This is a genomic window from Amycolatopsis sp. lyj-109 (genome assembly GCF_046548995.1).
Taxonomy (GTDB): domain Bacteria; phylum Actinomycetota; class Actinomycetes; order Mycobacteriales; family Pseudonocardiaceae; genus Amycolatopsis.
On record NZ_JAJPWR010000016.1, the window covers coordinates 172586 to 185129 of the forward strand.

Here is a 12544-nt window from a genome sequence, read left to right on the forward strand (position 1 = left end):
GCTGTGGACAACTCCGGTGCGCGGTCCGGAAACTGTCGGTGTTCGCCGGTAACGTTGAAACCGGGGGTCCCCCTCACGGCGAGAGCCCCACGAGCCGCCCGAGCACGGCCACTCCCTCGGCGATCTCCGTCGCCGTCCGCGCCGCATACCCCAGGACCAGGCCCGGACGCCCCGGGAGCTGCCGGTGCCACGACAACGGCTGGACCTTCACCCCCTCCGCCAGCGCGGCCGCCGCCACCGCGACGTCGTCGACGTCCGCGTCGAACGTGATCGTCAGGTGCAGGCCCGCCGCCGCGCCGTGGACCACCGCGCCCGGCAACTCGGAAGCGACAGCACGGATCATCGCGTCCCGGCGACGGCGATGACGCCCCCGCACCACCCGCAGCTGCCGCTCCAGCTCGCCCGTCTCCATCAGCCTGGCCAGTACCAGCTGGGCCAGCACCGCGTTCCCCAGGTCGGCGAACCGCTTCGCGGCCACCAGGTCGGCGAAGAACCGGGGCGGCGCCAGCAGCCAGCCCACGCGCAACGCCGGTGCCAGCAGCTTCGACACGCTGCCCATGTAGCAGACCTCCGGCAGCATCGACCGGACCGCGGGCACCGGCGCCCGGTCGTAGCGGTGCTCGGCGTCGTAGTCGTCCTCGAGCACAATGCCGCCGGCCGCCGCCCAGCGCAGGAGCTCCCGGCGCCGCGAGCCACCCAGGACCACGCCCGTCGGGAACTGGTGGGCCGGGGTCAGCAGCACCGCCGGGGCATCCAGGCAAGCGACCCGCACGCCGTCGTCGTCGACCGGGGCCGGTGGGGTTTCCAGGCCGCAGTGGTGCAGGTGCTGCCGCGCGCCCAGCGAACCCGGATCTTCGACGGCCACCGAGAGAACGCCGTGCTGCCGCAGCACCTGCCCCAGCAACGTCAGGGCCTGCGCCACCCCGGACACCACGATGATCTCGCCCGGATCGGCGCGGATCCCGCGGTTGCGCGCCAGCCAGCGCGACACCGCCAGCCGCATCGACGGCGCGCCGCGCGGGTCGCCGTAGCCGAAGTGGGACGGCTCCAGCTCGTCCAGCACCGCCCGCTCCGCGCGCAGCCACGCCGCCCGCGGGAACGCCGTCAGGTCCGGGACGCCGGGAGTGAGGTCGATCCAGGCCGGGGCCGCGCGGACCGCGTCGAAGACCTCCGCACCGGGCAGGGGCGTGATCACCTTCCCAGAGAGACGGTCCGGCGACGGAGCCGGCGGCAGCACGGGTGCGGCGACGATGACCGTGCCCGCCCGGCCGCGGCCCGCGGCGTGGCCGTCGTCGATCAGCCGCCGGTAGGCCTCGGTCACGACGCCCCGCGACACGCGCAGCTCGGCGGCCAGCACCCGGGACGCGGGCAGCCGGCCGCCGACCGGGAGCCTGCCGTCGGCGATCGCCGACCGCAGCTGCCCGGCGAGCCAGTCCGCGAGCCCGCCCGGCGGCGCCTCGCGGACGTCCAGCTGGAGGAAGTCCGACCCTATGGACCCCTCCGAACGCGCTGTATTGGCTCTGTCCATCGGGCCATTGTCGCAGCACGCTGGGCTCATGGACACCGCTTACGTGCACGGATACACCGCACCCGAGACCCGCCGCCTCGGCGACCAGGCCGACACCCTCGCCGAACTCCTGCACGCCGGGACGGCCTACCCCGCCGGGAGCCGCGTGCTGGAGGCCGGCTGCGGTGTCGGCGCCCAGACCGTCCACCTCGTGGCCCGCAGCCCGGGCGCGCACTTGACGGCGATCGACGTCGGAGACGCGTCCCTCGCCCAGGCGCGGGAACGCGTGAGCGGCGTCGACTTCCGGCAGGCCGACCTGTTCGACCTCGACGGCGAGTACGACCACGTCTTCGTCTGCTTCGTGCTGGAACACCTGCCGGATCCGGCGAAAGCGCTCGCGCACCTGAAGACCCTGCTGCGGCCGGGCGGCACGATCACGGTCATCGAGGGTGACCACGGGTCGGCGTTCTTCCACCCGCGCAGCGAGCACGCGCAGGCCGCGATCGACTGCCTGGTCCGGCTGCAGGCCGACGCCGGCGGCGACGCGCTCATCGGGCGGCGCCTCCACCCGCTGCTGACCGGCGCCGGGTTCGGCGACGTCACCGTGGGGCCGCGGACCGTCTACGTCGACGCGTCCCGCCCCGCGCTGGTCACCGGGTTCACCCGCGACACCTTCACCGCGATGGTCGAAGGCGTCGGCGATACCGCCGTCGCCCGCGGGCTGATCACGCAGGACCGCTGGGACCACGGGGTCGCGGACCTGCACCGGACCACCCACGAAGACGGGACCTTCCACTACACGTTCTTCAAGGCCACCGGGAGCAGGCCGTGATCCCCGGCCCCGCGAACCCGATCACCCCCGGACGCCCTCCAGGGCCCGCAGGTGGTTCCGGACCCGGATCGCGCCGGGGACGCACTCCCCCGCGTAACAGGCCAGCGCCCGCTCCCAGTGCGAGCGCGCGGCCTCCGGGTCGCCGAGTCCACAGTGGACTTCGCCGAGCCCGCCGTGGGCCCGGCCCTGTTCGGGACGGCAGCCCGTTTCCTTCGCCACGGCCAGGGCTTCGCGGTGGTACCGCAGCGCGTCCGAGGAGGCACCACGCGCCGCGGAGAGCCGGCCCAGGCTGTTGAGGACGCGGGATTCCACACCGAGGTCACCGCATTCGCGCGCCAGGCCCAACGCTTCGTCGAGGTGCTGGGCCGCTTCCGCGTGGCGGCCCTGCGCCAGCCGGACGTCGCCCAGGTGCTTCAACGCGAGGCAGCGGTTCATGGGGCTTCCGGTCTCCTGCACGATTTCCAGCGCCCGCTCCAGGTGCGCCGCGGCTACCGCGTACCGGCCGCGCGCGTGCTCGATGTCGCCGAGGATGCCCAGTGCGTACCCCTCGCTCACCCGCACGCCCATCGCGCGGAGGTGCGCCAGCCCTCCTTCGAGGGCTTGGGCCGCCTCGTCGTGGCGGCCCAGCTGCGACAGGGCGTCGCCCATGTTGACCAGCGCGTAGCCCTCGCTGGTGCGGTCCGCGATGTCCCTCGCCAGCGCGAGCGCCTCGTCGAAGCAGCCGACCGCTTCGCCGTATCGGCCGATGCCGCGGTACGCACAGCCGAGCACCACCAGTACCAGGCCTTCGCTGGTGCGGTCGCCCGTCTGCCGGGCCAGCGTCAGTGCCTCCGTCGAGTACCCGATCGCGTCGGCGAACCGGCCCAGCGCGCGGCAGACCAGGCCGAGCGTGTTGACCGCGTGGATCTCGGCCCGCCGGTCGCCGGTCTCGCGGGCGAGGACGAGCGCCTCTTCGAGGTACCGCAACGCTTCCCGCGACCGGCTGACCCGCCAGTGACCCAGCGCGATCAGGATGAGCGGTTCGGCCTCGGCCACCCGGTCGCCGGTGTGGTGGGCCAGCGCCGACGCGTGCGTGTGCAGCACCAGCGCTTCCTCGTGGTAGCCGCCGACGTCGAGGTAGTGCCACAGGATCCCGGACAGCAGCCGCAGGTGGTCGGGCCAGCCGTGCCGGGTCGCGTGCGCGGCGACCGCCAGCAGGTTGTGGCGCTCGGCCTCCAGCCACGCCTGCGCGTCGAGCACCTTGACGTCCGGGTCCGGCACGCGTGGCCGCAGGTGCCGTTCGTGCGGCAGGACGACGTCCATGGCCTGCCCGGCCGAGGAGACGTAGAAGTCGAACAGCCGCTGCTGTGCGTCGTGGCTCTCGTCGGGATCGGCGGCGGCGAGCTCGGCGGCGTAGACGCGCAGCAGATCGTGCAGTTGGACGCGGTCGTCGCCGGTCTGCTGCGCGAGGTGGGCGCGCACCAGGGCACCGGCCAGCCGTTCCGCCTCCGGCAGGGGGACGCCGGCGAGCGCGGCCAGCGCCGGCGGCGTCAGGTCGCGGCCCGGGTGCAGGCCGCAGAGCCGGAACACGCGCGCGGCGTCCGGTGCGAGGTTGCGGTAGGACCAGGAGAACACGGCGCGGACCGCGGTCAGCGGGTCGCCGCCGCCGTCGAGCAGGTCGAGCCGCCGCCGTTCGTCGGCCAGCTCGGCGGACAGCGCGGCGAGGCGCTCACCCGGCCGGCTCAGCGCCAGCTCCGCGACCAGCCGTAGGGCCAGTGGCAGCCGGGCCGCGTACCCGATCAGCGCCGCGGTGGCCTCGGGTTCGCCGTCGGCGCGCGGGCCGAGCAGCGCCCGCAGCAGGTCGCGGGCCTCGGCCTCGGTGAGCAGGTCGACGAGCACCCGCCGGGCGCCGTGGCGGGCGACCAGCCCGGGCAGCGCGTCCCGGCTGGTCACCAGCACCAGGCAGGTCGGCGAGCCGGGCAGCAGCGGCCGGACCTGCCCGACCGCGTTGGCGTTGTCCAGCACCAGCAGCATCCGCCGCCCGGTGAGCGCGGTGCGGAACTTCGCGGCGCGCTCGTCCGGCTCGGCGGGGATGTCCGGACCGGCGACGCCGAGAGCGCGCAGGAACCCCGACAGCGCGTCGCCTGGATCCACCGGCCGGACCGTGCCGTAGCCGTGCAGGTCGAGGTACAGCTGACCGTCCGGGAACTCCCCGGGCGCGCGCTGCGCCCAGTGGACGGCGAGGGCGGTCTTGCCGACCCCGCCGGTGCCGGAGAGGACGGCGATGCGCGCGCCGGTGTCGCCTTCGTCGCGACGCAGCAGGGCGTCCAGCTCGGCCAGCTGGGCGGCGCGTCCGCGGAACCCGGGGACGTCGGCGGGCAGCTGCGCGGGCACCCGGGCCGGCCGCTCCGGCGCGGCGAAGTCCTGCCGCAGCACCTGCCGGTGGGCCACCCGCAGCTCGGGGCCGGGTTCCAGGCCGAGCTCCTCGGCGAGCCGCCGGCGCACCTCGGCGAAGACGTCGAGCGCCGCGGCCTGCCGCCCGGACTCGGCGAGCGCCAGCATCAGCTTGGCGTGCGCCGACTCGTTCAGCGGCTCCTCGGCGGTCAGCACCCGCAACTGCACCGCCGCGTCCTCGGGGTCGGCGACCCCGGCGTAGGCCAGCACGGCCTTGGCGCGCCGCATCGCCAGCGCGAGCCGGGCGGGGTGCTGGCGCAGCCGTTCGACGTCGGCGAGCGCCGGGCCGCGCCAGAGGTCGAGGGCTTCCTTGAGCGAGTCTTGCGCAAGGAGGGCTTCGAAACGCAGCAGGTCGAGCTCGTCCTCGCCGGCCGCGAGCCGGTAGCCGCCCTTGTCCGTGACGATGAGGTCGGCGGGCCGCAGCGCCCGCCGCAGCCGCGCGACGTAGGTGTGGAGCAGCTCCAGGCACGACGGCGGCGGCTCGTCCCAGATGACGTCGACGAGGTCCTCGCGCCGGACCGTCCGGTTCGGCTGCAGGGCCAGCAACGCCAGCAGCAGGCGCTGTTTCTCGGCGCCGATCTCCACCGCCTCGGTGCCCCGCGTCACCGTCAGCGGGCCGAGGACGCCGAGCCGCACGGGCTCCGGCGGGGCTTCGGCAAGCGCTTCCCGCAGCTTGCGTGCCGTCTCCGGCCGGGGCCGCCGGACGCTGCCGAGCTCGGCGTTGCGCACCGCGCGCAGGCTCAGTCCCGCACGCTCGGCGAGCTGGGCCTGGGTGAGACCGGCGAGCACACGCCGGTCCCGCAGCCATCCGGCGAACGACAAGCCTTCGTCCACAGGCGTCCTCTCCTGCGTGCCCCGATCGGAACGTACCTCTCCAGCATCACGATCGTGCCGCCCGAGATGTACCACCGATCGGCGAAGATAACCGTTTCCGCAGGTACGGACGGTGACGGCGGCGCGAAGCGGGAGTACAGGCGCTCGTCCACCGCGCTTTCCTAGGCTTGCTCGCGTCCGGTGGTGGCGAGGGGTTCGTGGAGCAGCCGTCGAGTGGGGTACGACGGCTGCGTCCCGGACCTTCAGACGCCGAAGCGCTCGAGCAGGGCCCGCACGGCGGCGGGGTCCTCGACGTGGGCGTTGTGCCCGAGGCCGGCGAGCGTGACGGCATCGGGGTCGAGCGCTCGCAGCTGCTCCGGACGGCTCATCGGGTCGTTCTCGCCCGCCGCGAGCGCGACCGGGCAGCGCGCCCCGGCCAGCAAGGCCGGCATGTCCGGCGCGCCGAGGCCGAACGCGGCCGGGTCCATCGCGAGGCGCCAACCTCCCTCGGTCTCGCGAAGCCCGGCCGGGTCGGTCGGCGCGATCCCGAGCAGCCCGGACACCTTCAGGTAGGCCTGCTCGGCGTCGGCCCGCGTCGCGAACACCCGGGGCGGCTTGGCCGCGAACGAGGCCGCGCGGTTCAGGTCGTCCTGGCTCCACTCGACCTTCACCCCGAGGGCCAGCACGCCGGCGACCTCGACGTCGTAACGACCGGACGCCAGCTCCAGCGCGAGCACACCGCCGAGCGAGTGCCCGGCGACGATCAACGGCCCGCCGTCCGGCAGTGCCCGCGCGACCGCCTCGGCGAGCGTGGCGAAGCTGTAGTGCGGCAGCGGGGCCGACGGGCCGTGGCCGGGCAGGTCGGGCACCAGGACGCGCCGGTCGAGCTGGACGGCGAGGTGGTCCCAGACGGCGCCGGTCGCGCCGAGGCCGTGCAGGAGGAGGACGGCCGGTTCGCCCTTGCCGCCGGTGCGCATGTTGAGCGTGTCCATCCGCGCAGCCTCCCAAATTGTCGGTGGCCGCGGCTAGGGTCGGGCCCGTGACGATCACCGATCCGGGCACCTACGTGCGAGGTGTCCCCTACGAGGAGCTGGCGCGGCTGCGGCGTGCCGGCCCGGTGGTGCGCGTCGACGACTTCTGGGCCGTGCTCGGCCACGCCGAGGTGCGGCGGGTCCTGCGCGACCCGGGAGTGTTCTCCTCGCAGCTCGGCGGGACGCAGATCCGGGACGCGGCCGACCTCGCCTACGTGCGCCGGATGATGCTCAACATGGACCCGCCGGAGCACGGCAGGCTGCGCGGGCTGCTGACGAAGGCGTTCACTCCGCGAGCGATCGCGAAGCTGACGTCGCAGATCGAAGGCTGGGCGCGGGAGCTCGTCGCCGCGGTCGCCGATCGCGGGGCGTGCGACTTCGCGCAGGTGGCCGCCGACCTGCCGCTGCGCACCCTCGCCGGGGTATTCGGCGTGCCGGAGCAGGACCGGCGGCTGATGTACGACTGGAGCAACCGGGTGATCGGCTACCAGGACGCCGAGTACGCGGTGAGCTCGACGGTTTCCGGTTCCGAGGTGAGCGACCTCGCCCGGGCCGCGCTCGCCGTCCGCCCGTCGCCCGGGCCCGGCGGGGCGATGCCGGACCCGCGGACGCGCGCGGGCATGCCGGACCTCTACGCGTACGCGAACTCGCTCGGCGAGTACAAGCGCGAGCATCCGGGCGACGACGTGATGAGCACCTTGATGCGGCACGTCGACGACGACGGCGGCCGCGTCTCGCTCGCCGAGTTCGAGAACCTGTTCTGGCTGTTTTCCGTGGCGGGCAACGAAACCCTCCGCAACGGCCTGCCCGGCGGCCTGCTCGCGCTGCTCTCCCACCCCGGGCAGTACCGGCGGCTCCTGGCCGACCGGTCACTGCTGCCGTCCGCGGTCGAAGAGATGTTGCGCTGGTGGACGCCGGTGATGCACTTCCGGCGCACCGCGGCCTCCGACGTCCGATTGTCCGATGTGGACATCGCCGCCGGGGACAAGGTGGTGGTCTGGTTCTCCTCGGCCAACCGGGATCCGGCCGTGTTCGCGGCACCGGACACCTTCGACATCGGCCGCACCCCGAACGACCACCTGACCTTCGGCCACGGCCCGCACTTCTGCCTCGGCGCACACCTCGCGCGAGTGCAGCTGCGGGCCATGTTCGACGCGGTGCTCGACCGGCTCGGCTTCGTGGAGCTCGACGGCGATCCCGTGCGGCTGCGGTCGAACTTCCAGAACGGCCTCAAGTCACTGCCGATCCGGTGGGCCCGCTGATGGAGATCCGGGAGCTGCGGGCGTTCGTGGCGGTCGTCGAGGCGGGCGCGATGTCGAAGGCGGCGCGGCAGCTGCACGTGAGCCAGCCGGCCCTGTCCCAGACGATCACCGCGCTGGAACGGCGGCTCGGCGTCCGGCTGCTGGTGCGCACGAGCACCGGCGTCCAGGTCACCGACGCCGGGACGACGCTGCTCGGCGAGGCCCGCGCGGTGCTGGCGCGCCACGACCAGGCGCTCGCCGCGATGGCCCGGCACACCGCGGACGGCGGCGGCGTGCTGCGCGTCGGCGTCCCCCTGGAACTGCCGCCGGACCTGCTGCCCACGGCGCTCGCGCGGCTGCCGGACACGCGAGTGCAGGCCCGGCACCTGTCGTCGGTGGCGCAGGTGGCCGCGCTGCGAGCCGGTGAACTGGACGTCGGGCTGGTGCGCGAGCGCCCGGCCGGGCCCGACCTGGACGCGGCGCTCGTGGTGACCGAGGACGTCGGTGTCCTGCTGGCCACGGACCTGGCCGAGAAGCTGGGCTCGCCGGTCCGGTTGGAGGACCTGGCCGGCCTGGAGTGGTTCGCCTTCCCGCGGGCGGGCAGCCCGGCCTGGTACGACGAGCTGGCCGCGACCCTGCGCAGCCACGGCCTCGACGTCGGCCCGGAGGTGCCCGAGGAGCAGCGGCTGATCATCGAACTCAAGATCCCGGCGGTCAGCGCGGGCGGGGCGTACGCGTTCGCGCCGCCGGAGTGGCCCTACCCGCTGCCGGACACGGTGCGCTGGGTGCCGCTGGCCGGCACCCCGATCGTCCGGCGGACCTGGGCCGTGTGGCCGGCGACGTCGCACCGGCGCGACGTCGCCGAGTTCGTCGCCGCGCTGGAAGACCATCGGCGAGACGGATCGGGGGTATAAGGAGGGCCGAACGCAGGTCCGGAAGTCCTTTCCGGTGCGGGCGCTTGAACTCTGCGACCGGGAAACACCCGGGGTGCGAAGGAGTTTGAGCGATGACTGCAGAACTGTCCGGGTCGACGGCGCTGGTGACCGGCGGGACGAGCGGGATCGGCCGCGCGACGGCGGTCGCGCTGGCCGGGCTCGGCGCGCACGTGGTGCTGTCCGGCCGGGACGCCGGGCGCGGCGCCGAGGCCGTCGAGACCATCCGCGCGGCGGGCGGCAAGGCCGACTTCGTCGCGGCGGACCTGACGGACGCCGCGTCGGCGCGCGCCCTCGCGGACCGCGCGCGGGAGCTGGCCGGGCCGATCGACGTGCTGGTCAACAACGCCGGGATCTTCCCGACCGGGCCGACCTCTGACTTCCCGGAAGCGGATTTCGACGCGGTCTTCACGACGAACGTGAAGGTGCCCTTCTTCCTCGTCGCGGAGCTGGCACCGGAAATGGCGGCGCGCGGCCACGGCGCGATTGTGAACGTGTCCACGATGGTCGCCGTGCGCGGCATGGCGGGCATGGCGGTGTACGGCGCGTCGAAGGCGGCGGTGGAGCTGATGACGAAGGCGTGGGCGGCGGAGTTCGGCCCGTCGGGCGTGCGGGTCAACGCGGTCAGCCCGGGCCCGACCCGCACGGAAGGCACGGCGGTGTTCGGCGACGGCCTGGACGAGCTGGCGGCGGCAGGCCCGGCGGGCCGGGTGGCGGCCCCGGAGGAGATCGCGGCGGCGATCGCGTTCCTGGCCGCGGGTGACGCGAGCTTCGTCCACGGCGCGGTGCTCCCGGTGGACGGCGGCCGGCTGGCGGTGTGAGCTCAAGATCCATGATCTTGGGATGACGGGCTTGCTACGAGAGGCCCGATGCGCTCCCCGACACATCCTGTCAGCGCTCACGCTTTGCTCGACCGGATCGCCGCGGCGAACGCGTAACACGGCTCGCTTGATCACCGGCTCCAGCGAGTACACCCGACGAAAGGGGGCACCACGTTGGCCTCATCCGGAAGTCCCTGATGCTTGGTACGGGCGGCCTCGTGCGCGGCAGCAGCAAGAAGCAGCGCGTTGCCAAGAAGTCGCTGCGCGAGCTACAGACGCAGACGCGGCTCCAGCAACAGGCGCTCAAGCAGCAAGCCATCGCATCCGCCGCCCCCGCACCGGCACCGGCCGGACCTCCGGCGGGCTGGTACCCGTCGCCGACAAACGATGGCGTGACGCAGTGGTGGGACGGCGCCAGGTGGACTGAGCACGTCCGGCCGATGAGCTAGTACTACAGGGCGAGATCTTTGTTCGGTGCGGCCGAAGATAGCCTGCCAGGACAATCCTGGACGCCGGCCTGCCGGTCTGCCGCAGCTGGTCGTGAGTGGTAATTCGGGTTAGAACCCGAATTACCACTCACGACCACCAGCCACGGCAAACGGTGACCTTGTTTCCCCAGGTCACGCACACAAGTGTCCCTGCAGTACTAGACCTGGCGTGCACTCCACGGCCGGAGGCTGAGGTTTGCACACCCCTAGGCTGGCCGCATGGCTGTTCACCTTCTCGTGACGACGACCCCTGACCGCGCGGCCGGCGTGAAGGTCGCCGGATCTGCGGTGGCCGCACGTCTGGCGGCCACCGCGCAGGTCACCGGCCCCATAGCGTCGTTCTTCCGGCACCTCGGTGAGCAGAGCGAGGGCGAAGAGTGGAACGTGACGTTCAAGACCACCGACGCCCGGTACGCAGAGCTGGAGGCGCACATCGTCGAGCAGCACCCGTGGAGCAAACCGGAGGTAACCGCTGTTGAACTCGTCCGCGGCTCCGCCGACTACCTACGATGGGTCGAGGCGTCGACGAACTCGACCGCTTAGGCGGCCGGTCGTCTCGGGAGTGAAGGGCTTCACGGGCCTGCGTTCGGTCGGGCCTTCTGCGGGCTCGCGAGCCACCGTGTGCGCCCACTCCTGCCGCCCGAGCAGCAGGGCGTTCACCTTCGGCAGCGCGACCTCATACGAGTCGATGGCAAGTCGAGCGCACCAGCTTCCTCGGGGGCTCTCCGGCTGTCGCTGCAGAACCGCTGGGCGAGTGCGTGCTGGCCGTCTCCGAAAGCTGCCCAGCCGGGCTCCCGAAGAGGGTGCCGCGGGTGAGGCAGAGCTCGTCACCTCAGGAAGGTGACGCCGTCCCGCGGCCGCTCGTCCACCGTCAGCGAGAAGACGTCCGGCCGCGCGTAGTGCCCCGAGACGTCGAGGCTGTGCCGCGCGGCCACGATCTCCGTCAGGTCGATCTCCGCCGTGATCAGGCCCTCCGCGTCGCGCAACGGGCCCGCGAGCACGTCGCCCAGCGGGCCGACGATCACGCTGCCGCCGCGGAACGGGTCGTCGCCTCCGGCCTCGTACGGGCACGCCGAAACCACGAAACACCGGCCCTCGTCGGCGATGTGGCGCATCGACGCCTGCCAGACATCGCGGTCGTCCGCCGTCGGGGCGCACCAGATTTCGACGCCCTTCGCGTACATCGCCGCCCGCAGCAGCGGCATGTGGTTCTCCCAGCAGATCGCCGCGCCGGCCCGGCCCGCCGCCGTCGGGACCACCGGGAGCGTCGAACCGTCGCCGCGGCCCCACGCCAGGCGTTCGCGGGCCGTCGGGACCAGCTTGCGGTGCTTGGCCACCAGGCCCAGCTCCGGGTCGAGGAAGACCACCGTGCTGTACAGCGTCGAGCCGTCGCGCTCGATGACGCCGGCGACCAGGCTCGCGCCGGTCCGTGCCGCGAGCCCGGCCAGCTCGGTCACCTCGGGTCCGGGCACCGTCACCGCCGCCCGGAAGTACTCGACGAACGGCCCCCGGCCCGGGTACCCGCCGAGCACCGCCTCCGGCAGCACCACCAGGTCGGCGCCCCGGATCTCGTCCTCGAAGCCGAGGACGTGCTCGAGCGGGACACCGGTCGCGATCTGCAGCGCGGCGACGACCGTCATCCGCGGGCCGGCCACGGGACCACCGCGGACGTCCGCCGCTGGTAGTCCGCGTATTCGGGGTACCGCGACTTCGTGATGCTCTCGGTGAACCGCGTCGAGCCCACGAACAGCAGCGTCAGCAGGACCGCGCCGGCGACCGTCCACTGCAGACCGCCGACGACCACCCCGAACGCGGCGATCGCCCACCACTGCGCCTGCTCGAAGAAGAAGTTCGGGTGCCGCGAGTAGCGGAACAGGCCGGCCTGCAGGAACCGCGTCGGCGCCCGGCCCGCGTGCTTCTCGCGGTGGAACACCCACTGCTGCTGGTCGGCGACCGTCTCCCCCACCAGGAAGGCGGCGAAGACCAGCGCGACGACGACGTCCGCGACCCCGAAGCCGCCGGGGTGCTCCAGCGCCGTCAGCGCGGGGAGCGTGATCAGCAGCAGGATCGCGTTCTGGTACAGCGAGATGAAGAAGAAGTTGAACAGCTGGAACTGCCACGGCGCCAGCCGCTCGCGCAGCACGGCCCACCGGTAGTCCTCGCCGCCGGGCGCGTAGCCGCCCTTGCGGGCGAAGTTGAACGTCAGCCGGGCGCCCCACAGCGCGACCAGCACGAACATCACGTCGAGCCGCGCGTCGGCGAACCCGGCGGCACCGGCGAAGATCCCCACGTAGACCACCGGCACGATCGACCAGATCCGGTCGACCCAGGAGTACTCCCTGGTCAGCACCGAGACCAGCCAGGTGCCGAGCGTCACCCCGGCGAAGACGTACAGGCACACCCGCAGCGCGTCCATGTGCCCACTTTAGTGACCTAGGATCGGCGC

At 73.3% G+C, this 12544-nt stretch carries 11 protein-coding genes; 6 read left to right on the plus strand and 5 right to left on the minus strand.

What is annotated here, in order from left to right; all coding sequences use genetic code 11:
- Positions 1–73 precede the first annotated feature (73 nt).
- Complete coding sequence (locus ACLJQF_RS32110) at positions 74–1528, minus strand: PLP-dependent aminotransferase family protein (RefSeq protein ID WP_410614076.1); 1455 nt, start codon at positions 1526–1528, stop codon at positions 74–76.
- Between the two features lie 28 nt (positions 1529–1556).
- On the opposite strand from ACLJQF_RS32110, the gene ACLJQF_RS32115 reads away from it, so the two are divergent.
- Entirely contained in the window at positions 1557–2339 is a 783-nt protein-coding gene (locus ACLJQF_RS32115) for a methyltransferase (RefSeq protein WP_410614077.1), read from the plus strand.
- 21 nt (positions 2340–2360) lie between these two features.
- Here the strand turns inward: ACLJQF_RS32115 and ACLJQF_RS32120 are convergent, their stop codons facing one another.
- Together ACLJQF_RS32120 and ACLJQF_RS32125 are read right to left on the minus strand one after the other, a co-directional pair.
- Positions 2361–5606, minus strand: a complete 3246-nt coding sequence (locus ACLJQF_RS32120; protein ID WP_410614078.1) for a tetratricopeptide repeat protein — start codon at positions 5604–5606, stop codon at positions 2361–2363.
- A 242-nt stretch (positions 5607–5848) separates the two neighbouring features.
- On the minus strand, positions 5849–6577 hold the full coding sequence (locus ACLJQF_RS32125; protein ID WP_410614079.1) for an alpha/beta fold hydrolase: 729 nt from the start codon (positions 6575–6577) through the stop codon (positions 5849–5851).
- A 47-nt stretch (positions 6578–6624) separates the two neighbouring features.
- Between ACLJQF_RS32125 and ACLJQF_RS32130 the strand changes: the two genes are divergently transcribed.
- The 5 genes from ACLJQF_RS32130 (at position 6625) to cutA (ending at position 10641) form a co-directional block, all read left to right on the plus strand.
- Positions 6625–7878 carry a cytochrome P450 gene (locus tag ACLJQF_RS32130; protein WP_410614080.1) on the plus strand — a complete coding sequence of 418 codons (1254 nt, stop codon included), beginning with the start codon at positions 6625–6627 and terminating at the stop codon, positions 7876–7878.
- Positions 7878–8771 carry a LysR family transcriptional regulator gene (locus ACLJQF_RS32135; protein WP_410614081.1) on the plus strand — a complete coding sequence of 298 codons (894 nt, stop codon included), beginning with the start codon at positions 7878–7880 and terminating at the stop codon, positions 8769–8771. Before ACLJQF_RS32130 ends, ACLJQF_RS32135 begins: the two co-directional genes overlap by 1 nt.
- 92 nt (positions 8772–8863) lie before the next feature.
- The gene (locus tag ACLJQF_RS32140) at positions 8864–9610 is read left to right on the plus strand and encodes an SDR family NAD(P)-dependent oxidoreductase (protein ID WP_410614082.1); all 747 of its coding nucleotides are present in this window, start codon (positions 8864–8866) and stop codon (positions 9608–9610) included.
- 218 nt (positions 9611–9828) lie between these two features.
- Entirely contained in the window at positions 9829–10059 is a 231-nt protein-coding gene (locus tag ACLJQF_RS32145) for a DUF2510 domain-containing protein (protein WP_410614083.1), read from the plus strand.
- A gap of 258 nt (positions 10060–10317) precedes the next feature.
- Positions 10318–10641, plus strand: coding sequence for a divalent-cation tolerance protein CutA (cutA, locus tag ACLJQF_RS32150; RefSeq protein ID WP_410614084.1), 324 nt, complete (start codon positions 10318–10320; stop codon positions 10639–10641).
- 284 nt (positions 10642–10925) lie between these two features.
- Here the strand turns inward: cutA and ACLJQF_RS32155 are convergent, their stop codons facing one another.
- Both ACLJQF_RS32155 and ACLJQF_RS32160 read right to left on the minus strand, forming a co-directional pair.
- Positions 10926–11753: a carbon-nitrogen hydrolase family protein gene (locus tag ACLJQF_RS32155; RefSeq protein WP_410614085.1), complete on the minus strand. Its 828-nt coding sequence runs from the start codon at positions 11751–11753 to the stop codon at positions 10926–10928.
- On the minus strand, positions 11735–12514 hold the full coding sequence (locus tag ACLJQF_RS32160) for a DUF1295 domain-containing protein (RefSeq protein ID WP_410614086.1): 780 nt from the start codon (positions 12512–12514) through the stop codon (positions 11735–11737). Before ACLJQF_RS32160 ends, ACLJQF_RS32155 begins: the two co-directional genes overlap by 19 nt.
- Positions 12515–12544: the final 30 nt, after the last annotated feature.